Annotated in this window: 20 protein-coding genes, 2 tRNA genes and 1 other RNA gene; 21 read left to right on the top strand and 2 right to left on the bottom strand. The window is 64.8% G+C overall.

Annotated features, from left to right (window positions below; all coding sequences use genetic code 11):
- Window positions 1-4 precede the first annotated feature (4 nt).
- The 10 genes from murB to U5709_RS00930 all read left to right on the top strand — a co-directional run bounded on the left by murB (window position 5) and on the right by U5709_RS00930 (window position 9,050).
- The gene (gene murB / locus U5709_RS00975) at window positions 5-922 is read left to right on the top strand and encodes a UDP-N-acetylmuramate dehydrogenase (RefSeq protein WP_321971972.1); all 918 of its coding nucleotides are present in this window, start codon (window positions 5-7) and stop codon (window positions 920-922) included.
- Window positions 923-929: 7 nt separating this feature from the next.
- On the top strand, window positions 930-2,321 hold the full coding sequence (locus tag U5709_RS00970; protein ID WP_321971971.1) for a cell division protein FtsQ/DivIB: 1,392 nt from the start codon (window positions 930-932) through the stop codon (window positions 2,319-2,321).
- Between the two features lie 341 nt (window positions 2,322-2,662).
- Window positions 2,663-3,862 carry a cell division protein FtsZ gene (gene ftsZ / locus U5709_RS00965; protein ID WP_321971970.1) on the top strand — a complete coding sequence of 400 codons (1,200 nt, stop codon included), beginning with the start codon at window positions 2,663-2,665 and terminating at the stop codon, window positions 3,860-3,862.
- A 17-nt stretch (window positions 3,863-3,879) separates the two neighbouring features.
- Window positions 3,880-4,725 (top strand): polyphenol oxidase family protein, encoded by an 846-nt coding sequence (locus U5709_RS00960; RefSeq protein WP_321972558.1) that lies wholly within the window; start codon window positions 3,880-3,882, stop codon window positions 4,723-4,725.
- A 13-nt stretch (window positions 4,726-4,738) separates the two neighbouring features.
- Window positions 4,739-5,491 carry a YggS family pyridoxal phosphate-dependent enzyme gene (locus U5709_RS00955; RefSeq protein ID WP_321971968.1) on the top strand — a complete coding sequence of 251 codons (753 nt, stop codon included), beginning with the start codon at window positions 4,739-4,741 and terminating at the stop codon, window positions 5,489-5,491.
- Between the two features lie 60 nt (window positions 5,492-5,551).
- Window positions 5,552-6,196 carry a cell division protein SepF gene (gene sepF / locus U5709_RS00950; RefSeq protein ID WP_321971967.1) on the top strand — a complete coding sequence of 215 codons (645 nt, stop codon included), beginning with the start codon at window positions 5,552-5,554 and terminating at the stop codon, window positions 6,194-6,196.
- 12 nt (window positions 6,197-6,208) lie between these two features.
- Window positions 6,209-7,018, top strand: coding sequence for a pyrroline-5-carboxylate reductase (proC, locus tag U5709_RS00945; RefSeq protein WP_321971966.1), 810 nt, complete (start codon window positions 6,209-6,211; stop codon window positions 7,016-7,018).
- 9 nt (window positions 7,019-7,027) lie between these two features.
- Window positions 7,028-7,300, top strand: a complete 273-nt coding sequence (locus tag U5709_RS00940; protein WP_321971965.1) for a YggT family protein — start codon at window positions 7,028-7,030, stop codon at window positions 7,298-7,300.
- A gap of 57 nt (window positions 7,301-7,357) precedes the next feature.
- A complete protein-coding gene (locus tag U5709_RS00935; protein ID WP_321971964.1) occupies window positions 7,358-8,056 on the top strand; it encodes a DivIVA domain-containing protein in 699 nt (232 codons plus the stop codon).
- Between the two features lie 91 nt (window positions 8,057-8,147).
- Window positions 8,148-9,050, top strand: coding sequence for a type II CAAX prenyl endopeptidase Rce1 family protein (locus U5709_RS00930; protein ID WP_321971963.1), 903 nt, complete (start codon window positions 8,148-8,150; stop codon window positions 9,048-9,050).
- A gap of 206 nt (window positions 9,051-9,256) precedes the next feature.
- On the opposite strand, the gene rnpB is transcribed toward U5709_RS00930, so the two are convergent.
- Window positions 9,257-9,616: RNase P RNA component class A (gene rnpB, locus U5709_RS00925), an RNA gene on the bottom strand.
- Window positions 9,617-9,756: 140 nt separating this feature from the next.
- Between rnpB and U5709_RS00920 the strand changes: the two genes are divergently transcribed.
- From U5709_RS00920 to U5709_RS00880, 9 genes are all read left to right on the top strand, one after another.
- Window positions 9,757-10,293, top strand: coding sequence for a PTS glucose transporter subunit IIA (locus U5709_RS00920; protein ID WP_321972557.1), 537 nt, complete (start codon window positions 9,757-9,759; stop codon window positions 10,291-10,293).
- Entirely contained in the window at window positions 10,293-10,934 is a 642-nt protein-coding gene (locus tag U5709_RS00915) for a YigZ family protein (RefSeq protein ID WP_321971961.1), read from the top strand. Before U5709_RS00920 ends, U5709_RS00915 begins: the two co-directional genes overlap by 1 nt.
- Before the next feature lie 287 nt (window positions 10,935-11,221).
- Window positions 11,222-12,340 carry a glycosyltransferase gene (locus U5709_RS00910; protein WP_321971960.1) on the top strand — a complete coding sequence of 373 codons (1,119 nt, stop codon included), beginning with the start codon at window positions 11,222-11,224 and terminating at the stop codon, window positions 12,338-12,340.
- A gap of 181 nt (window positions 12,341-12,521) precedes the next feature.
- Window positions 12,522-12,725, top strand: a complete 204-nt coding sequence (locus U5709_RS00905; RefSeq protein ID WP_321971959.1) for a cold-shock protein — start codon at window positions 12,522-12,524, stop codon at window positions 12,723-12,725.
- 155 nt (window positions 12,726-12,880) lie between these two features.
- Window positions 12,881-14,272, top strand: coding sequence for a CCA tRNA nucleotidyltransferase (locus tag U5709_RS00900; protein ID WP_321972556.1), 1,392 nt, complete (start codon window positions 12,881-12,883; stop codon window positions 14,270-14,272).
- Between the two features lie 126 nt (window positions 14,273-14,398).
- Window positions 14,399-14,472, top strand: a tRNA-Gln gene (locus tag U5709_RS00895).
- Between the two features lie 19 nt (window positions 14,473-14,491).
- Window positions 14,492-14,568, top strand: a tRNA-Glu gene (locus tag U5709_RS00890).
- Between the two features lie 127 nt (window positions 14,569-14,695).
- Window positions 14,696-17,248, top strand: a complete 2,553-nt coding sequence (gene leuS, locus U5709_RS00885) for a leucine--tRNA ligase (RefSeq protein WP_321972555.1) — start codon at window positions 14,696-14,698, stop codon at window positions 17,246-17,248.
- Between the two features lie 84 nt (window positions 17,249-17,332).
- Window positions 17,333-17,533 carry a hypothetical protein gene (locus tag U5709_RS00880; protein ID WP_321972554.1) on the top strand — a complete coding sequence of 67 codons (201 nt, stop codon included), beginning with the start codon at window positions 17,333-17,335 and terminating at the stop codon, window positions 17,531-17,533.
- Between the two features lie 252 nt (window positions 17,534-17,785).
- Here the strand turns inward: U5709_RS00880 and U5709_RS00875 are convergent, their stop codons facing one another.
- Window positions 17,786-18,640 carry a class II glutamine amidotransferase gene (locus tag U5709_RS00875; protein ID WP_321971956.1) on the bottom strand — a complete coding sequence of 285 codons (855 nt, stop codon included), beginning with the start codon at window positions 18,638-18,640 and terminating at the stop codon, window positions 17,786-17,788.
- A 141-nt stretch (window positions 18,641-18,781) separates the two neighbouring features.
- Between U5709_RS00875 and U5709_RS00870 the strand changes: the two genes are divergently transcribed.
- Both U5709_RS00870 and U5709_RS00865 read left to right on the top strand, forming a co-directional pair.
- Window positions 18,782-20,107, top strand: a complete 1,326-nt coding sequence (locus U5709_RS00870) for a M18 family aminopeptidase (protein WP_321971955.1) — start codon at window positions 18,782-18,784, stop codon at window positions 20,105-20,107.
- A gap of 169 nt (window positions 20,108-20,276) precedes the next feature.
- Window positions 20,277-20,795 (top strand): hypothetical protein, encoded by a 519-nt coding sequence (locus U5709_RS00865; RefSeq protein WP_321971954.1) that lies wholly within the window; start codon window positions 20,277-20,279, stop codon window positions 20,793-20,795.
- The last annotated feature ends 60 nt before the right edge of the window (window positions 20,796-20,855 follow it).

The raw sequence follows: 20,855 nt of genomic DNA, 5'->3' as shown, positions 1-20,855 counted from the left end.
TCCCGTGAGCCTCTTCAACGCCTATATGAGCTTGTCCGGCGCCGGCGACGCCGACGTGCTGCGCGACGAGAAGCTCTCTCGCCGCACGTCGTACCGCATCGGCGGGCCGGCGAGTCTGCTCATCCTCGTGCATAGCTACGCCGTCCTCGGCAAGGTCGTCGACGTGCTCGCCTCCGAGAACGTCGAGTGGGTCATCCTCGGCAAAGGAAGCAACATCCTCGCCGCGGACACCGGCTTCGAGGGCGCCGTCATCATTCTCGACGACGAGTTCGCCCGCGTGAGCATCGACGTGGAGGAGGGCATTATCTGCGCCGGGGCCGGCGCGCTCCTCTCGCGCGTCGTTTCGGACGCCGCCAAGGCCGAGCTCTCGGGCCTCGAGTTCTGCGTCGGAATCCCCGGCACGGTGGGCGGCGCCGTCTCCATGGACGCCGGCACCCGCCGCGAGTGGATCGGCCAGCGCGTGCGCGACCTCGTCGTGTACCGCCCGGGCGAGGGTCTTCACCGCTACGAGGCGCAAGAGATCGATTGGGGCTACCGCTGCACCTCCATCCCCACGAGCGAGATTATCCTCGAGGCGACCCTTAAGCTCGAGCACGGCGAGAAGGCTGCCATCTCCGCCCATATGGAGGAGCGCCTCGCGCGGCGCCGCTGCACGCAGCCAATGGGCAAGCCTACCTGCGGCTCGGTATTCCGCAACCCGCCCGACGGCTCGGCCGGCTCCCTTATCGAGGCCGCGGGCTGCAAGGGCTTGTCCTCCGGGCGCGCCCAGGTTTCCCTGGACCACGCCAACTTCATCGTGAACAACGGCGGCGCCAGCGCCTCCGACGTCATCTCGCTCATCCACCTCATCCACGACTCGGTGCTCGCCAACCACGGCGTCGACCTCAAGTGCGAGGTCAAGCTGCTCGGGTTCGGCGACTAGGGGGCGTATGGCAGCGAATTCGTCAAAGAGGGGCACGCCCCGCAAGGCGACGCCGCACAAGGACGCGGGGTCGCTCCCGTCGTCGGGGGTGTCCGCGCGCCCTGCGACGCGGGCAGCGATGCCCCGTGCCGGCGCCTCGCACCTCGGGGTTGCGCCCAAGGCTCCGAAGGCAGCAAAAGCCCCCAAGGGCGCCAAGAAGGCCCTGTTCTCGGGCCCCGGGGCAAATGCGAGGAAGAGCGCCGCGCCTTCGGGCCAGGTTCCCGCTTCTCTTGCCAGCGCGCCCGCGAAGGGCGGCAGCCCCGAAGCCGTCCTCGGGCAGCGCAGCGAGTCCGTCAAACTCGTCGGCATCGTCCTGGCCGCCGTGTGTGCGCTCGGGTTCTTGGCGCTCATCGTCCTCTTTGTCCTGCGCGACTCCCCGCTCTTCTCGGTCGAGGAGATCGTCGTCGAGCCGACCGAGCACGTTTCCCAGGCCGACGTCGCAAATCTTTTGCACGTGGATGAGGGCATGACGCTGCTCAACTACGATGCCGACGACATCGCCTCCCAGCTAAAGCGCAATCTCTGGGTCGGCTCCATTAGCATCGAGCGGCAGTTCCCCCACACACTCAAGATCTGCGTCGAGGAACAGCGGCTCGACGAGCTTGTCGTCATGAATTCCGGCTCGATGGGCTGGTTTCTGGGCGCGTCGGGGGTCTGGATCGAGCCCGTCAGGATCTCCACGGCCGACGGGCAATCCGTCAACGACGCGGCGCTCCAGATAGCCCGCAAGCACGGCGCCCTGCTCATCACCGGGGTCCCCGCCACAGTCGAGCCCCAGGCGGGCTCCGAGGCGACCGACGACGTGCTGAGCGCGGTCAAAGCGTTTCGCAGCGGCTTCTCCGCCGATTTCCTCTCGAAGATCGTGAGCTTCGACGCCTCGAGCACCGACGCGATCTCATGCGTCATGGAGAGCGGCGTGCAGGTCTCGCTCGGCTCGGCCACGAACATCTCTTATAAAGAGCAGGTCGCCTCGGCCCTTCTCGAGAAGTACGCGGGGCAGATCACCTACATCAATGTGCGCACGCCGTCCTCGGCGTCGGTGAGGCGCGTCGGCTCCTCCGACGTCACGCAGGGCACGGGCGCCGACGGCGAGTCGGCCACCTCCGGCGACAGCGCCTCCGGCCAGCCCGGCACAGACGAGGGCTCGGCGGACGAGTCTGGGGCTGCTGACGAGTCGGGGTCCGCGGACGAGTCCGTCTTCTCAGAGACCGCAGGTGGTGCGGGGGAGGGCGACACCTCTTCCGTCGTCGACGACGTCTCCTCTTCCGGTGCCGACGAAGGCAACGGCGAGTCGCCCTCGTCCGGCGACGGCTCCGGCCCTTCCGAGATCGATTCCTCCGGCGCATACTCTGGCGAATAGGCTCCAAAGACTCAGGCTTTGCGGGCCGAGGGCGGGTTTTCGCTCATGTGTCCATCAAGGTTGCTCGAGGGTTTTGAATCTTCTCGTTAGGGCGTTTGACCTGCGCGTTACACATAATCTCCACGTTGTTTGACGAGCGTCTCGCAGATGTGCAAAACTACATCGCTTCGAACGGAACGTAAGGTTTAACTGGAGCTTTAGGGTTTATCCTCTATCTGAGCCCGGCTGAACGGCAACGACCGTAAGGACAAACGATGGCAAAGACGTCAAATAAGGCCCGAAGGGCTTTCAAGAAACCGGCTTCCCGCCCTGAAGGGCTCGTGGCCAAAGAGGAGGAAACGATGATCAAAGACACCGGCACCCTCAACAACTACCTCGCCGTGATCAAGGTCGTCGGCGTCGGCGGCGGCGGAAACAACGCCGTCAACCGCATGATCGAGGAGGGCATCCGAGGCGTCGAGTTCGTTGCTGTCAACACCGATGCCCAGGCGCTCGCCATCTCCGACGCCGACATCAAGGTCCACATCGGCGCCGACATCACCAAGGGCCTCGGCGCAGGCGCCAACCCCGAGGTCGGCAAGGAGGCCGCTGAGGACACCCGCGACGAGATCAAGGCCGCCCTTGCCGGCGCCGACATGGTCTTCATCACCGCGGGCGAGGGCGGCGGCACCGGCACCGGCGCCGCTCCCGTCGTGGCCGACATCGCCAAGAACGACGTGGGCGCCCTCACCGTCGGCGTCGTCACCAAGCCCTTCACCTTCGAGGGCCGCGGCCGCACCAAGTCGGCCCTCGAAGGCATCGCCAACCTCTCCGAGAAGGTCGACACCCTGATCGTCATCCCGAACGACCGCCTGCTCGACCTCTCCGATAAGAAGACCACCATGCTCGACGCCTTCCGCATGGCCGACGCCGTGCTGTGCCAGGGCACCCAGGGCATCACTGACCTCATTACCGTCCCGGGCCTCATCAACCTCGACTTTGCCGACGTCTGCACCATCATGAAGTCCTCCGGCACCGCTATGATGGGCATCGGCACCGCCTCCGGTGACAACCGCGCCACCGATGCCGCCGCCGAGGCCATCTCGAGCCGCCTGCTCGAGGGCACCGTCGACGGCTCCACCCGCGTCCTTCTCTCCATCGCCGGCAACAAGGACCTCGGCATCCAAGAGATTAACGACGCCGCCGACCTCGTGGCCCAGAACGTTGACCCCGAGGCGACCATCATCTTCGGCACCGTCGTCGACGAGTCCCTGGGCGACCAGGTCCGCGTCACGGTCATCGCCACTGGCTTCAAGGACGCCAATGTGCAGCAGCCCCTGCCCACGATGACCATCCCGGCTTCTCGCCCCGCGAGCACTTCTCGCCATGCCGCGCGCCCGGTCTCCGCTCCCGCCGCCCCGGCCCCTGCCCCGGCACCTGCCCCGGCACCTGTCCAGACCGCGCCCTCGATGCCCATCAACGTGAGCCGTCCGCAGACCCAGTCCGGCTCTGCTAACAGCGGCTTCGACATTCCCGATTTTCTCAAGCGCAGCCGTATCTAAGGATCTAAGGAAGATTCGTGGCATCCCTCAGCCGATATAGAGCAGAGGGCGGCGTGACTCTGCTCGCGGACACGTGCGCCGCGGGCGGGGTCACGTTCGCTTTCACCGAGCGCGCGGGAGGCGTGAGCAAAGCCCCCTTCACGGGGCTCAACCTCGGGGACCGCTGCGGCGACGACCCGGCCGCCGTGGCCGAGAACCGCCGGCGCGCGCTCGCGGCCATCGGAGCCTCGGGCTGTGCCCAGCGCCTTGTGTCCCCGCACCAGGTCCACGGCGATAACGTGGTCATCGTGCGCGAGGCCACGGGCGCGGGCTACGCTCAGGCGGTCTTCGAGGCGTGCTCCGGCGCCGACGCCGTGGTCTGCACGGCCTCGGACGTGCCGGTGCTCATGTGCTTCGCCGACTGCGTGCCGGTGGTCATCTGCGCCCCCGGCGGGTTCTCCGTCGTGCATTCCGGGTGGAGGGGATCGATCGCCCGCATCTGCCAGAAGGCCGCGGGCGTCCTCGCCTCCGAGACGGGCTGCGCCCCGTCCGACCTCATGGCCTATGTCGGGCCCTGCATCGGCGGTGTGGACTACGAGGTGTCTTCCCAGCTGATCAGCGACTTTGTCCGCGAGTTCGGCGCGGGCGTCTGCGTGGGCGTGCCCGAGCGCAGGAAGCTGAGCCTTTCCTACGCCGTCGCCTGCGCCCTCACCGACGCGGGCGTGACGAGGGGCAACCTCGCCTTTGTCGGCGTCTCGACCGCGGCCTCGACCGACCGCTTCTACAGTTACCGCGCCGAGAAAGGCACCTGCGGCCGCCATGCCGCGCTCGCCGTCATGTCCACCTCGCCGGCCCCCGTCTGGGAGCCCCTCGACAACGTTTAAGGAGGTAAGCCGCGTGCCCGCGCCCAAGCTGGACATAGTCCCCGACGAGAGCTATGGGCTCTTCCTCGCCGAACGCCGGCGCGGCATCGTCAGCCGCCTCGCCGTTGCCTGCTCGCGGGCGGGGCGCGACGTCTCCGAGGTCGGCATGCTCGCCGTCTCCAAGATGGTGGAGCCCGAGGCCGTGCGCTGCGCCTGGCGCGCTGGTTGGCGAGCCTTCGCCGAGAACCGCCCCCAGGAGCTCGGCCGCAAGCTTTCCTTCGTGGAGAGCGAGGCGACGCCCGAGATGGCAACCGCGCGCTTCGACCTTATCGGCAACCTGCAGAAGAACAAGATCAATCAGGTTATCGGCAAGGTCGAGCTGCTTCACTCCGTGAGCAGCGCCGAGCTCGCGCGCGCCGTGTCGTCGCGCTGCGAGGCACACGGCCTCGTTCAGGCCTGTCTTTTGGAGGTCAACGTCTCGGGCGAGCAGTCCAAGTCGGGTTTCGCGCCCGATGAGGCGCGCGCCTTCGCCGAGGAGGCCTGCGCGCTGCCGGGCATTAGTATCGAGGGCCTTATGACCATGGCCCCGCGCGGCGACGCAGACGCGGCGAGGGCGACCTTCTCGGGCCTCCGCGAGCTTGCGGGGGATTTGAGGACGCGGACGGGGTTTGCCCTGCCCACGCTCTCGTGCGGCATGAGCGACGACTTTCAAATCGCTGTTGAGGAGGGGTCTACGCTCGTGCGCCTGGGGCGCGTCGTTTTCGACCCCGAATACGATTTTTTCTAGCGCTTCTATTTGTAACTGACGGCCGCGCCCGGGCGGGCGCCGCATGAAAGTGAGAACAACATGGGCTTCCTCGATTCCATCAGGGACCGCTTCGCCGGCAACAACAACGACGACTTCTACGACGACGATGAATTCTACGAGGACGAGGGCTCCGGCTACTCCGACAACCGTCGCGATACCGGCTCGAGCCCTCGTCTTCTTGGCAACACCCCGCGTCCCGTTGCCGAGAGCGTCTCGGTTTACACCCGCTCCGGCCGTCCCGTGGCCAATCAGGTGCCGACGAGCCTCCCGAGCACCGCCCAGGGCACCTACGACACCCGGGAGACGAACTCCATGGCGCGCGGCGGCTACCAGAGCCCGACCGCGCCGGTGCCCGTGCCTGCGCGCTCCGAGTTCGGCGGCGCCGCGCGCCGAGTCTCGAGCTCCGGCCAGCTGCCTCCCTACGTCCTGCGCCCCGTCGCCTACGACGACGCGCAGACGGTCGTGCGCCGCGTCAAGACCAACCAGCCGGTGGTGCTCGTCTTCCGCAACACCAACATCGAGGTCGCCAAGCGCATCCTCGACTTCTCGTTCGGCTTCTCAATGGGCATCGATGGCGAGGTCTCCGAGCTCGGCGACCGCTGCTTCGCGGTCCTGCCGGCCGGCGCCAAGCTCTCCGCCACCGACATCAACAAGCTCATCGCCGACGGCGACCTCGATCGCTAAGGAGTGCCCCTCTTGGCCAGGAACGACATCAAGATCGGCATCATCGGAGCGGGGTCGATGGGTAGCGCCATCGCGTCCGGGCTTGTCGCCGCGGGCGCCTGGGAGGCTTCGAGCATCCTCGTGGCCGGCCACAACGGCCACGGCTGCGAGCCGCTCGCTGAGCTCGGCATCCTGACCTTCGTCGACGCGGCCCTCATGCTCGCCGAGGGGCCGGACGTCGTGATCTTCGCGGTAAAGCCGCAGGTGCTGCCCGGGGTCATGGCCGACGCTGCCGCTGCGTGCGCTGGCAAGCTCTGCGTCTCCATCGCCGCGGGCGTGCCCATCTCGGCCATCGAGGCGGCGCTTCCGGGTGCCCGCGTCGTCCGCGTCATGCCCAACCTCTGCGTGCAGGTTCTCTCCGGCGCTTCCGCGGTCGCCTGTGGCCCTTCGGCCACGGGCGACGACGCCGAGCTCGCATGCAGTATCTTCGGTGCGCTCGGCCGAGCCTCCCTCATGCGCGAGGACCAGCTCGAGGTCGAGGGCGCCGTCGTCGGCACCGCGCCCGCCTTCTTCGCCGTCTTCGTCGATACGCTGACGCGCGCCGGCGTCAAGGCCGGCATGCCGTCGGCCGCCTGCCGCGAGCTCCTTCTTGCCACCATGGCCGGCACCGCGACGCAGCTCCTTGAATCCTGTGAGCACCCTCGCGCCTACGCCGAGAAGGTCACGAGCCCCGGCGGCACCACCGCCGCGGGCCTCTACGAGCTCGAGCCTCTGCTCTTCGAGGGCTCCTTTGCCGCCGTCGACGCCGCCTTGGCGCGCTCGGCCGAGCTCGCGGGCAAGTAGGGGGCTGCCGTGAACGCTTACTCGATCTACACGCTCGTCGTCCGGCTCTTCAGCGTTTACGAGTTCCTCATTGTCGTGTGGTGCCTCATGAGCTGGGTGCCGCGCGGCACGGGAAAGGGTGGCCTCGACGCGTTCCGCGATGCCCTCGGCATGCTCGTCTGCCCGTACCTCAACCTCTTTCGGCGCTTTATCCCGCCCTTCAGCGGTATAGATTTCTCGCCGATTGTCGCTATCTTCGCTCTTCAGCTGATTGAGCGTTTCTTATTTTCTATAATTTTCTAGGAGTGCACGAAACGGGCTCGGAAAGCTCGGCTCTAAGGAACACGAAAGGGATTCGGAATGGTAATCACACCCGCAGATATCGAACAGCAGACCTTCTCTCCCTCCAAGCACGGCTATGACACCGAGGAGGTCGATAAATTCCTCGATACCCTCTCCGGCGAGGTCGATGCCATGCTCCAGAAGATTGCTGACCTCAAGTCTCGCCTGATTACGACCGAGCAGCAGCTCGCCGATTCCCAGGCAGAGGTCCAGAGCCTCCAGGAGCAGGTGGACGCCGCTGCCGTCGCGCCCCAGGCCGCCAGCGCCGTCCCGGATCCCGAGCCTGTCCAGAACACCATGCATGCCTCCGAGCACCAGATTTCCCGGGTGCTCATCGCCGCCCAGCAGTCCGCCGACAAGCTCGTCGAGGAGGCACGCAACGACGCCGAGCGCATCCTCAACGACGCCGACACCAAGGCCCGCGAGGTCATTCGCCAGGCCTTCGCCGAGAAGCAGAACGAGCTCGACGAGATCGACCGCCTCAAGTCCTCCCGCGAGGAGTTCCGCACCGAGTACAAGAAGCTCCTGCAGCACTTCATGGACGATGCCGAGAGCGTCTTCCCCGCTCGGGGTTCCTCCGGCTCCGGCCTCTACGGTCTCTCCGGCACGACCCACAGCGACGTTGCCGCTGCTTCCGTCGCCGTTTCGGCCTCTGTCCAGCAGGGCCCTGCCCAGGCTACCGTTTCCGGCCTCGGCGACTTCGGCGACCTCGACTAGTCCCTCGGGCATAGACTCTCGTAATTGAGCGTATATCCCCGGTCCTCAGTGAATTCGGGCCGGGGATTATTTAGCGAAAGGATTGCCTCGTATGGCCGAAAAGCTCGAACTCGAGAAGGACGGCTCGCGTGCACCGGGCAAGGTCTCGGTGCTGCGCTGGATCGGCTTTCTCGCTGCCGACTATCTGAGTGCGTCGCTCGTCGCTACGTTGTTCATCGGCCCTTTGGATTCCCTTAGTCTGGGGGAGGAGTGGTCGTGGCTGCCGAGCACGCTCTCCAACTTCCTCACCTTTGCCTTGTTGTTCTTTTTTGCCGTGCTTTACCTGCAGCTTATTTGCAAGATGAGCCTGCGCGCGCTGCTGTTTGGCGCCGAAGGCTCGCCGGATTGGGCGCAAGCTGCCAAGATCATCTTGGTCTATCTGGTCGGCTACGTCGTCTCCACCCTCATCTCGTCGCGCTTCGGCGCCGAGCTTGAGCTGAACACCATCGGTCCCATCCCTATCTTTGTGAACCTGCTTGTCGTGGCGTCGCTGACGTGGATGCAGACCACGTGGGAGGAGCTCGTGTTCCGCGGCATCTTCCTTCGCTGGTCCTGTGGTGAGAAAATCGCGCCCACACTGCGCTGCGTCATTGCCGGTCTCGTCTCGTCATTACTTTTCATGTGGCTGCACGGCAGCAACCCCGAGGTGCTTAGCCAGTCCGGCATCGACGTGGCCGTGGCTTTCTCGATCTACTTCCTCGCCGGGGCCTCGCTATACTTCTTCGACGTCGCTTTTGGGGACGCCATGGCCGGTTGCGCCGTCCACTGGATCAACAATTTTGTGGGCTTCGCCCTCATCAACCAGGTGGGTACTGTGGTGGTCACCGGGGCGCTCGTCATCGACCACACGCCCGTCGCCGCCGCGGGCATGCTCGTCTACACCGCGATCTGCTACATCCCCGTTTATCTCTACATCGCCTACCTCGCAAAGAAGGGCGCCCTGCCGAGGCGATGAGGGGGCTATGCCTGCGATTTGGGGGTAGTGCACCTATTTAGTGCCGAACGAGGCCGCGCCGTAAAGAAAGCGGCTCCGCTTGGTTCTTTTGCAAAGAAAACCGCTTTGCTTGGTCCCAATCGCGCCAAGCGAAGCGGTTTTTTCTGCAGCGTGCGACAGGCATTGACGGCAGGCTGCTGTTGCCTTTGTCCGCATATGAAAAGTAGGTGCGAGGCGGGCCTATGAGCCGGGTTCTGTCGTGGACGACCATTTATCTAGGAGCAGCGTCACCGCTGCCCTCAAGCGCGCAACCCGAGCGCGGTGCGGGCCACACCATGGCGCTCCTATTTGCGTTTGCTCCGGATGGGGCTTGCCAAGCCGCCGTGTTGCCACGACGCTGGTGGTCTCTTACACCACCGTTTCAGCTTTTCCCTTAACGCCGAGGCGCCAGTGGGAGTCTTCTTTTCTGCGGCGCTTTCCGTCGGGTTACCCCGCCTGGCCGTTAGCCAGCATCCTGCCCTGTGGAGCCCGGACTTTCCTCATGACGTGCGGTTTCCCGCGCGCCCCGCGGTCGTCTGGCCCACCTCGCGTGAGCGATTCTACCATCAATGACCTCGGCTCGGTTGAGGATTCGCCTCCCGCGCCGGGGTCTCTCACGCAATTGCTACAATAGTCGGGCTGGTCGGCGCGCATGGCCGCGCCCATTTGTGCGAGAGGTGCTTCAACGTTGGGTCTGCTCGATTCTCTCTTTGCCCCGTCGCGTCCAGAGGCCGTCGCCGCCGAGGGACGCGCGGGCTCGATCTATGCCCCGGCGACGGGCGAGGTCGTCCCGCTCTCACAGGTTTCAGACCCCGTTTTCTCGCAGGGCATGCTCGGCGAGGGGCTCGCCGTGAGGCCTGCGTCCGGCGTCGCGTACGCGCCCGTTTCCGGCGCTGTGACATCTGTCGTCGCCAGCAAGCATGCCGTGGCCCTGCGCGCCGAGGGCGGCGCCGAGGTGCTCCTGCACGTCGGCGTTGACACCGTGCGCCTGCGCGGCAAGGGTTTTACCTGCTTCGTCGATAAAGGCGACCCGGTCACGGCGGGAGACGCGCTCATCTCATTCGACCAGGATCAGATTAGCGGCTCGGGCCTTGACGACACCGTCATCGTCACCGTGACGAACTCCGGCGAGACGGGTCCCGTGCGCATCATCTGCGCCGATTCCGTGCGCGCCGGCGAGCCTATGCTCGAGATTAGCCCGCGCGCTTACGCAGGGGAGCGATGATGGGGAAGTCCGGATACCTCACGTTGCGAGCAGGCGCTGAGGCCCAAGGGGAGTTCGAGGACCGTCGCAGCCGCTTCATCGCGCAGCTCGTCCACGTCGCCGACGAGGCCGCGGCCGACGCCTTCATCGCCGAGGTCCGCGCGCGCCACCACGATGCGCGCCATAATGTGCCGGCTTGGATCTTGTCAGACGGCCGAGAGCGCTGCTCCGATGACGGCGAGCCTTCCCGCACTTCCGGTATGCCGACCTTGGAGGTCCTGCGCGGTGCGGGCCTCGCCGACGTCTGCTGCGTGGTCACCCGCTACTTCGGCGGCACGCTGCTCGGCCCGGGCGGCCTCGTGCGGGCCTATACCGCCGCCACTCAGCAGGCCGTCGCCGCGGCTGAGGCCGAAGGGGCCATCGTCGAGATGACGCTTGTGACGCCTGTGGTCGTCCAGCTTCCCTACGCGCTCTACGACCGGGTGAGTCGGCTCATCGACGAGGCGGGCGGCAAGGTCAAGGACTCGCTTTTCCTCGAGGATGTGCAGCTCACCTGTGCTTTTCGCGCCGGTACCGAGGCGCCCTTCTTGGCTGCGGTGTCCGAGCTCGCCTGCGGCGAGGAGCTCGCGCGCGCCGGCGACCCCCGCTTCGCCGAGTTCTGACGCCGCGCCTGCGGTTTGGGGACAGTCCCTTTTGCGCACACGAATGAGGCTCCGAGGCTCGCCGCCGAACCGTTGGGCGAACTGCTTGCAACGGCGATTCGTGTGCGCAAAAGGGACTGTCCCCAAACCGCAGGCGTAGCCAAGCTGCTGTCGCATGAAACGCAATTCGATGCATTTTGGTTGATGGACGCTTTGTGCCCAGCCCAGAGTCGGCCCGCGGCTTTCATATCGGCTAGAATTTAAATCTTAAATACACCCGCAGCTGATCATCGACTCAGGAGGATTTCATGCACGGCGACTCTAAGGCCCTGGTCTCCATCGTTGTTCCTATCTACAACGTTGAGAACTATCTCGACCAGTGCCTCGACTCCATTGAGGCCCAGACGCACAAGAACATCGAGATCTTGTGCATCAACGACGGCTCCACCGACTCGAGCCCCGATATCATCCGCGCCCACGCCGCGAAGGACTCCCGCGTCGTGCTTGTGGACAAGGCCAACGGCGGCTACGGCCAGGGCTGCAACATGGGCCTTCGCCTTGCTAAGGGCGATTGGATTTCCATCATTGAGCCCGACGACTGGATCGACCCCACGATGTACGAGGACATGCTTACCTTCGCTGATGGCTTCGAGGAGCAGCTCGACATCGTGAAGACCCCGTGGACCGACATCCGCAACTGGGACGACCCCAAGGAGCAGGCGCCGTATCCCTCCACTATGCAGGGCGAGATCCCCACGTCCACGGCCCCCATCACCGTCGCCGACGAGCCTAAGCTCATGAGCATGCACCCGTCCATCTGGTCGGCCATCTACCGCACTGGGTTCCTGCGCAACAACAACATCGCTTTCCCCGAGTACCCGGGCGCCGGCTGGGCCGATAATCCCTTCCTCGTCGAGACCATGTGCCAGGCCAAGGCCATCGTCTATCTGGATAAACCGTACTACAACTACCGCTGCGACCTGCCTTACTCCACCAGGAACCACAAGACCGACGAGGCCATCACGCGCCCGTTCGATCGCTGGGACGACATGTACGACATCATGAAGCGCCTGAACGTTACCGACGACCGTATCTGGCAGGCCCACGACCTGCGCGGCATCAACTACAGCTTCGGTGCTATCTACGATGACGGTTGGGACAATCCCCTGGTCAAGGACCGCGTCCAGAAGTGCTTTGCCAAGATGGACCCCGAACTCGTCATCAATAACCCCGAGATCGCCCCTCACCGCAAGAAGTTCTTCTGCGAGTTGCTCGGCCTTCCCAAGCCCAAGATCGACTACACCGCTTGGTGGGCGCACCTGATCAAGATGGCGGGCTCGACCATCAAGTACGAGGGCGTCGGCCGCCTTGTCCACCGCGTGGGCCGTGCGACCTTCTTCAAGACCGAGCCGACCCACGTTAAGTAAACTCCCCGCTGGCTAAGGTCGCGTAATCGCCCCATCGGCCGCAAATAGCCCCCGAACGGATTGTCGGTAAATCCGCGCGGGTTTCGGGGTAACATAGCCAAGTGGCGAATTGCCACAAGGTATCGCGCCCTACCCGGGGCGCAGCAATTGGCCCCGCGGGGCTAAGAACGAAAGGCACGACATGGCTCAGGGTACTGTTAAGTGGTTCAATCCGGACAAGGGCTACGGCTTCATCTCTCGTGAGGACGGCGACGACCTGTTCGTCCACTACTCCGAGATTCAGATGGACGGCTTCAAGACTCTGGACGAGGGCCAGGCTGTCCAGTTCGAGATTACCACTGGTCAGAACGGCAAGCTCCAGGCTTCCAACGTCACCAAGCTCTAATTCCTAATTACATATTTGAGCTGAGAAGGGGGTCCGCTTCGGCGGGCCTCCTTTTTTGGTGGGCACGCATTGCCGCCGGTTGCCTGCCGCGCCTCGGATCGCAATCTGTCCGTTGCTATACTTTCCGCGGACATACAGAAGGGGAAGGTACGAACATGGGGCTGCCGACCATACGAACGGAAGTTCCTGCTTATGCGATGCGCGTCGTGGACACACTAGAGGCCTCCGGCTATGAAGCCTGGGTCGTCGGCGGCTGGGTGCGCGACGCGCTCATGGGGTGCCGTGGCCACGACATCGACGTGACCACCTCGGCCCCGTGGCAAGAGACCGCGCGTGTGCTGCGGGCCGCGGGCATCGAGGTCCACGAGACGGGCGCCCAGCACGGCACCGTTACGGCCGTGGTCGATGGCCTCCCCGTCGAGACGACGACGTACCGCGTGGAAGGGGCCTATTCCGACCGGCGCCATCCCGATGAGGTGCGTTTCGTAACCGACGTGCGAGAAGACCTCGCGCGCCGCGACCTCACGGTGAATGCGATGGCGTATCACCCGGGCCGCGGGCTGCTCGACCCCTTCGGCGGGCAAGACGACATCGCATGCGGCGTTATCCGTGCGGTGGGGGAGCCGGCGCGCCGCTTCGAGGAGGATGCCCTGCGTGTGCTCCGCGCGGTCCGTTTCGCGTGCCGGCTGGGCTTTGTTATCGAGCCCGCCACACAAGAGGCGCTCACGGCCGCGGCCCCAGGCCTGGCCGATATCGCCTCTGAGCGCATCGGCCAGGAGATCGACGGCATCCTCGCCTCGGGTCGCATGGCTTGGGCGCTTCGCCACGAGTTTGATGTGCTCGCCGCGGCTCTTCCGGAGCTCGCTCCGCTGCGCGGTTTTGACCAGAGAAGCCCTTATCACGCCTACGACGTGCTCGAGCACACGGCGCGCGTCTGCGCGGGCGTCGAGGCGGTCTCGGGCGGGTGTGCTGCGCGCCCGCTTCGCTGGGCCGCGTTGCTGCACGACGTGGCCAAGCCGTCCGCCTTCAGCATGGACGACGGCGGGCGCGGGCACTTCTTCGGCCATCCTGAGGAAGGTGCGCGCGTTGCCGGGCGCGTCATGGGCAGGCTTGCCGTCGAGCGACAGACCGTGCGCGAGGCCCAGGCCCTCGTCCGCCTCCACGACCTGCCGATAAAGGCCGATGTGCGCTCGACCCGCAAGATGCTAGCCAAGCTCGAGGACGCATGCCCCGGCCGCGGCGCCGCGCTCGCGCATATGCTCATCGGCCTCAAGCGCGCCGACGCGCTCGGCAAGGCGCCGAACTGCCTGGCCTATGCCGTCGACCTCGACGCCCATGAGGCGGCCCTTCGCACCGAGCTCGAGCGCGGCAAGACCTGCGCTGTGTCGGACCTCAAGGTAGGCGGCGCCGACGTCATCCGCGAGCGCTGCATCGAGCCCGGCCCCGGCGTGGGCTTGATCTTGCGGTCGCTTCTTGCCGCGGTGATAAACGATGAGCTGCCCAATGACCGCGAGGCGCTTCTTGCCGAGCTGCGCTACGACGACTGATGCGCCCATACGGTTTCGCGTTCCTGATTTTTTGCCTGCCGCATTTTTTCAAAAAAAGTGCTTGCAAATCCAGGCATGCTTCCGTATAGTAATTTCTCGCGCAAAGATTTACTGCGCAGGAGCAATTGGGACTTCGTCTAGTGGTAGGACAGCGGATTCTGGTTCCGTCAACGGGAGTTCGACTCTCTCAGTCCCAGCCATTTGCTTCTTAGCTTATGTGGCCCGTTCGTCTAGCGGTTTAGGACGCCGCCCTCTCAAGGCGGAGATCACCAGTTCGAATCTGGTACGGGCTACCAAAAAGCGCAAGGCGGGCTTTCGGGTCCGCCTTTATGCTGTTCGGATACATCCCCGGCCGTGGCTGCGCACCTGCAGACTTGCTACAATCTATAAGTTGACCATTTGCTGCAAATAAGGAGCGCGAGCATGTCCGACGCAGACAAGAGCACCTTCGAGGTCCCGGCCTACGACGCCGAGGCCATCGAGACCAAGTGGCAGGCCGACTGGGCCGCCAACGACCTCTACAAGGCCGACGAGGACCCCGCCAAGCCCAAGAAGTTTGTCATGGAGATGTTCCCGTACCCCTCCGGCGACCTGCACATGGGCCACGCGCGCAACTACACCATCGGCGACGCCATGGCCCGCCAGGCCCGTATGCGCGGCTTTGATGTGCTGCACCCCATGGGCTTCGACGCCTTCGGCCTTCCTGCCGAGAACGCCGCCATCAAGCACAATACCCAGGCGGGCGAGTGGACCCACAAGAACATCGAGCAGGCCGTCAAGACCATGAAGCGAATGGGCTTCTCCTACGACTACGACCGCATGTTCAACACCTGCGACCCCGACTACTACAAGTGGGGCCAGTGGACGTTCCTCAAGATGTGGGAGAAGGGTCTGGCCTACCGCAGCACCTCTCCGGTCAACTGGTGTCCGTCGTGCAACACGGTGCTCGCCAACGAGCAGGTCGTCGACGGCAAGTGCTGGCGCTGCGGCTCGGTACCCGAGAAGCGCGAGCTCTCGCAGTGGTACCTCAAGATCACCGATTACGCCCAAGAGCTGCTCGACGACCTGGACACCCTCGAGGGTTGGCCTGAGAACGTCAAGGCCCAGCAGCGCAACTGGATCGGCCGCTCCGAGGGCGCCGAGATCGACTTCACCCTGGCCGCCGAGGACGGCGTGACGCCGACCGACCGCAAGATCACCGTCTTCACGACGCGCGCCGACACCCTCTTCGGCGTGTCCTTCTTCCTGCTGCCGCCCGAGAGCCCGCTTGCCGCCGAGCTCGTGGCCGGCACCGAGCACGAGGCTGCCTTCAAGGAGCTCAAGGCTGCCACCGAGCAGGTCTCCAGCGTCGACCGCCAGGGCTCTGAGCGCGAGAAGCACGGCGTCTTCACCGGCCGCTACGTCATCAACCCGATCAACGGCCGCCCGGCCCCTATCTGGGTCGCCGACTACGTCCTCATGGACTACGGCACCGGCGCCGTCATGGGCGTGCCCTGCGGCGACCAGCGCGACTTCGACTTCGCCAAGAAGTACGACCTCGAGATCGCCCCGATCATCTGCGAGAAGGACGACCCCCTCTACGAGCAGCTTAAGGACGAGAAGGAGCTCGTCGTCACCTCCGTGGACTGGGACCGCGCGATGGTGGCCGAGGGCTACCTCGTGCAGTCCGGCGACTTTACCGGCCTTAAGGGCGGCAAGCACTCCGAGGCCGTCGACGCCATCATCGGCTGGCTCTCCGAGCGAGGCCTCGGCCGCGAGAAGGTCCAGTTCCGCCTGCGCGACTGGCTGATCTCTCGCCAGCGCTACTGGGGCAACCCCATCCCGATGATCCACTGCGACTGTTGCGGCGACGTGCCCGTGCCCTACGAGGACCTGCCCGTCACCCTGCCCGAGAACCTCGACCTCGGCGCCGGCGAGACGCTCGCCGAGTACGCGCCGTTCTACGAGACCACTTGCCCCAAGTGCGGAAAGCCGGCCCGTCGCATTACCGACACCATGGACACCTTCACGTGCTCCTCTTGGTACTACCTGCGCTACACCGACCCTCACAACGAGGAGCTGCCCTTCTCTAAGGAGGCCGTTGACCGCTGGATGCCGGTCGACAACTACATCGGCGGCATCGAGCACGCCATCCTGCACCTGCTCTACAGCCGTTTCTGGACCAAGGTCCTGCGCGACCTCGGCATGATCGACTGCGACGAGCCCTTTACCAACCTGCTGTGTCAGGGCATGGTCAAGGACGAGCACGGCGACGTCATGTCCAAGTCCAAGGGCAACGTCGTGCCGCCCTCGAGCGTTATCGAGCCCTACGGCGCCGACACGATGCGCCTGGCGATCCTCTTCATCGCCCCGCCCGAGAAGGACTTCGACTGGGATCCCAAGGCCGTCGCCGGCGCGAACCGCTTCATCAAGCGCGCCTGGAACATCGTTTGGCAGCTCTCCTGCGGCGCCGAGAAGGGCGCGGTGGACCACAAGGCGCTCAAGGGCACCGCGGCCGAGCTCTTCCGCACGTTGAACGGCATGGGCGTCAAGTGCACGAACGACTTCGACCGCGGCCAGTTCAACACCGCCATCTCGGCCGTCATGGAGATCGTGAACGCCGCCTCCAAGTACGTCGTCTCCGACGATCGCGACGCCGCGCTGGATTACGTGGCCGCGCTCGACATCGTGGCCATGCTCGCCCCGATCTGCCCGCACTGGGCCGAGGAGCTCTACCACGAGGCTCTGCACCTTGCGGGCTCCGTGTACAACGAGCCGTGGCCGGAGTTCGACGCCGAGCTCGCCAAGTCCGACGAGGTCGAGATCGCCGTCCAGATCAAGGGCAAGGTCCGCGGCCGCGTGACCGTGGCCGCCGACGCCTCCGACGATGAGGTCGCCGAGGCGGCCAAGGCCGCCGTGGCAGACCAGATCGCCGGCAAACAGATCAAGAAGGTCATCGTGATCAAGGGCCGCCTGGTCAACATCGTCGCCATCTAGGCCAAGACGTAGCGCAAGCCTGAGGGCCCCTGCCACCCGCAACGGGACAGGGGCCCTCTTCGCCAGGTAGGGGGTTTCGCGTCCATGAGCAAGAAGAACAGCTGGTACAAGCCAAACTTCTGGACCTTGGCCTATCTCGACGAGGCCTCGATGGACAAAGGCGGCTCGCGACCCGTCGGCGGCTGCGGCGGCTTTCTGCGCGCCGTCCTCGACGTCTTCGTCTTCCTAGCCGTCTTCCTCTTCATCTGCTGGGTCATCATCCAAGTGCTGACCATCGTTTTCTGAGTCCGCCGGCCAACGGCGCGCACCAAAAACGGCTTTGCGCGAAGCGCCAAAGAGTCATGTGCGCGAAGCGCAACCATTTTCCTCGACCTTGAGCGACTTGCCTTAGGCGAGCGTGCTTCTGCAGGCGTTGTTTAGGCCCCGCGGGATTACCTCCGCGCGCAGTTTCCGCATGAGCCGGACGTGACTTAATGTCACGTCCGTGCGAAGAGGGCTGTTTGAGCACGGAGGTAATCCCGCGGGGCCTCGGTTGCGTTACTCAAGCACGCTCGTCCATGCGTCGCCGAACTTGCGGCGCAGGTCGAGTATCGCCTCGCAGAACACATATCCATGCGGCGTCGACGTGCGCACGAGCCGCCCGTCTTTGTACGCGATGAGCCGGTTTTTGGGCACCGGCCGCCAAAAATCGGCCTCACCCTCGCCGCCGAGCGGCTGCGTCGAGAAGACGATGGCGTCTTCGCCGAGCTGCCGGAAGTGCAACGAGTCCACATTCGTGTTCGTATGGACGTAGGTGTACTCGCCGTCGTCGATGATGAGGTTCAGGCGGTTCAGATTCGAGATCTGCGACACGGCGCCGGAGAGCGCCTGGAACCGCACGGGGAAGTCGAGTATGCCGCCGGATCGCACCGCGGCCTCGTCGATCACGTCGAGCAAGAAGAGCAGAGCTCGCTCGGAGTCGGTCTGGCCGACCTCTTTGAGGTCATAGGTGGCAAGGAGCTCCTCATTGAAGAGAATCCCGTTGTGGATGAGCGTCCACTCGCGGCCCGAGACGTCGGTGCCATAGAACGGGTGGCAGTTCTCGCGGACGGTTTGCCCGCAGGTCGAGAGGCGGATGTGGGCCTCCATCTGCGAAGAAGAGAGCCCGCCCTCGAGCAGGGCCGGGATGTAGGCGGAGGTCCAGGCGGGCACGGGCTCGCGGTGCAGGAAGACGTCTGTGTCGTCCTCACCGCCGTCGGTGGCATCGGCCGCAGCGCCGTCTGCCGACGTCGCGTCAACGCGCCATGAGATTCCCCAGCCGTCCTTGTGCTTCTTGCTGTGAGAGAAAAAATCCTTAAGGTAGGCTCCGACCTCGACGGGGCGCGCCGCGTTGACGGCGAAGAGCTCGCACATGGTCGTCTCCTTATCTGGTCTGGGGCCCGCTCAACCCAGCTATCATACGCCGATTGGCCCGCGCTCGCTTATCGAGCCGGCGAGCAACAGGTGTTAGACTCTATCGCGTATAAGAGTTCAACCTATAGATTGGGGTTTGCCATGACGAACACCGACCACGCCCGCGCGCTTTGCAAGTTCATCGACTCGTGCCCGTCCATGTTCCACACGACGGCGCAGCTCTCCGCTCGACTGACGGAGGCTGGATTCGAGGAGCTCGCCGAGACCGATGCCTGGAGCATCGCCCCCGGCGGCCGCTACTTTACCACCCGCAACGGCTCCAGCATCATTGCCTTTGAGGTCGGCGAGAAGCTCGACGACTACCACTTCCAGGTGGCCGCCGCGCACGGCGACTCCCCGGTCTTCAAGGTCAAGCCCGTGGCCGAGCTCGAGGGCCCGGGCTCCTACCTCAAGCTCGACGTCGAGGCCTACGGCGGCATGATCGACCACACGTGGCTCGACCGTCAGCTCGGCGTGGCCGGCCGCGTCCTGGTGCGCGAGGGCGACCGCGTGGTGAGCCGCCTGTACGACTCCGCGCGCGACGTCGCCATCATCCCGAGCCTCGCCATCCACCTCAACCGCGAGATGAACGCGAAACTCGAGCTCAACCGCGCGAAGGACATCGTGGCCATGTTCTCGGCGGGCGATCTCTCCAAGGACGCCTTCGACCAGATGATCGCTGAGGACCTGGGCGTCGAGCGCGCCGATATCCTCGCGCGCGACGTGTTTCTCTACAACCGCCAGCCGGCCGTGGTGTGGGGCGCTGCCAACGAGTTCCTCAGCGCTCCGAAGCTCGACGACCTCGGCTGCGCCTATGCCGCTCTTGAGGGCATGCTCGCCGCTGGAGCAAACGAGCACCAGGTCAACGTGTTCGCGTGCTTCGACAACGAGGAGGTCGGCAGCAACACCAAGCAGGGCGCCATGTCCACGTTCCTCAAGGACGTCCTCATGCGCGTCAACTCCGCTCTCGGCAAGACCGACGAAGAGTATCGCCGTGCCGTTGCCGGCTCCTTCATGCTGAGCTGCGACAATGCCCACGCCTGCCATCCCAACCACGCCGATAAGCACGACGAGGCCAACCGCTGCTGGCTCAACGGCGGCATCGCCATCAAGGAGGCCGCGAACCAGCACTACTGCTCCGACGCCTTCAGCCGCGCCGCCTTTATCGCCGTGTGCGACGCCGCCGACGTGCCCCACCAGGTCTTCTCCAACCGCTCCGACATGGCTGGCGGCGGCACCCTCGGCAATTTGTCCAACACCCAGGTGAGCATGCACGGCGTCGACGTTGGCCTGCCCCAGCTCGCCATGCACTCCTGCTTTGAGACCACCGGCGCGCGCGATATCGCGCTCGGCGTGGACGCCCTTACGGCCTACTACACCTGCGACCTGCACATCGACGGCGCGAAGGGCTTCGAACTCCGCAAGTAATCAAAAATACCTTTCAGGTTGATTTAAAGTTCGTTGGGCGCCCGCACAAGTATCTATATATTTGTGCGGGCGCTTTAGTGCGTTTTTCTATGGGTCTTGAGCTGCTGTCTCCATAGACTGTTCACAGTATGTTTGCCTTCGGAGAGGGATAAGAAAGGATTTGAATACCATGCCCATGCAGACCAAGACCAGGCTCGTAAAGATTCTGCTCACCAACATCATGATCGCCTTCGCGATCTCCGCCGTGGCAAGCTACATCGCCATCGGTCAGGCCGACGTTCCGGCCGAAGCTTTTTGGCCGGCAGTCATCGGCTCCACGCTCAAGAACACGGTCATCGCCTATATCGTCTCGTTCCTCGTGGGTTGGTTCATCCCCTGCGAGAAGTGGGGCTTCGACTTCGCTATGGGCCGCGGCCTCAAACCCAGCGACGGCCTTAAGTTCGCCGCTGCCCTCAACGTCGTCGTGAACACCATATACGTCGCGTTCAACTCCGTGATCCTCACCTACCTGAACGCCTGCGTGTTCAACGGCGCCCCCATCGCTGCTTTCCCCGCTGCTTGGGCCAGCTCCGTCGTCCAGTGCTGGATCGTCGGCTTCGTCGTGTCGCTCTTCTGGGCCCCGGCCTGCGAGAAGTGGGCTCGCCAGATCTGCCATGACCCGGCTCCCCAGGCCCCGGATATGCACTAAACTTTAGGCAATAAACGCCTGCTAGACCTGCCTGCGCGAGCGTGGGCAGGTCTTTTTTTC

The organism is Paratractidigestivibacter sp., from assembly GCF_963660155.1.
Lineage (GTDB): Bacteria > Actinomycetota > Coriobacteriia > Coriobacteriales > Atopobiaceae > Paratractidigestivibacter.
This window is presented reverse-complemented; position numbering and strand designations above follow the sequence as displayed.

Coding starts and splice junctions, on each gene's coding strand:
- U5709_RS00870 (WP_321971955.1), top strand. CDS start 18,782: ATGACGAACACCGACCACGCCCGCGCGCTTTGCAAGTTCATCGACTCG.
- U5709_RS00915 (WP_321971961.1), top strand. CDS start 10,293: ATGGGGAAGTCCGGATACCTCACGTTGCGAGCAGGCGCTGAGGCCCAA.
- U5709_RS00970 (WP_321971971.1), top strand. CDS start 930: ATGGCAGCGAATTCGTCAAAGAGGGGCACGCCCCGCAAGGCGACGCCG.
- U5709_RS00905 (WP_321971959.1), top strand. CDS start 12,522: ATGGCTCAGGGTACTGTTAAGTGGTTCAATCCGGACAAGGGCTACGGC.
- U5709_RS00930 (WP_321971963.1), top strand. CDS start 8,148: ATGGCCGAAAAGCTCGAACTCGAGAAGGACGGCTCGCGTGCACCGGGC.
- U5709_RS00880 (WP_321972554.1), top strand. CDS start 17,333: ATGAGCAAGAAGAACAGCTGGTACAAGCCAAACTTCTGGACCTTGGCC.
- U5709_RS00865 (WP_321971954.1), top strand. CDS start 20,277: ATGCCCATGCAGACCAAGACCAGGCTCGTAAAGATTCTGCTCACCAAC.
- U5709_RS00900 (WP_321972556.1), top strand. CDS start 12,881: ATGGGGCTGCCGACCATACGAACGGAAGTTCCTGCTTATGCGATGCGC.
- leuS (WP_321972555.1), top strand. CDS start 14,696: ATGTCCGACGCAGACAAGAGCACCTTCGAGGTCCCGGCCTACGACGCC.
- U5709_RS00875 (WP_321971956.1), bottom strand. CDS start 18,640: ATGTGCGAGCTCTTCGCCGTCAACGCGGCGCGCCCCGTCGAGGTCGGA.
- U5709_RS00935 (WP_321971964.1), top strand. CDS start 7,358: ATGGTAATCACACCCGCAGATATCGAACAGCAGACCTTCTCTCCCTCC.
- U5709_RS00910 (WP_321971960.1), top strand. CDS start 11,222: ATGCACGGCGACTCTAAGGCCCTGGTCTCCATCGTTGTTCCTATCTAC.
- sepF (WP_321971967.1), top strand. CDS start 5,552: ATGGGCTTCCTCGATTCCATCAGGGACCGCTTCGCCGGCAACAACAAC.
- ftsZ (WP_321971970.1), top strand. CDS start 2,663: ATGATCAAAGACACCGGCACCCTCAACAACTACCTCGCCGTGATCAAG.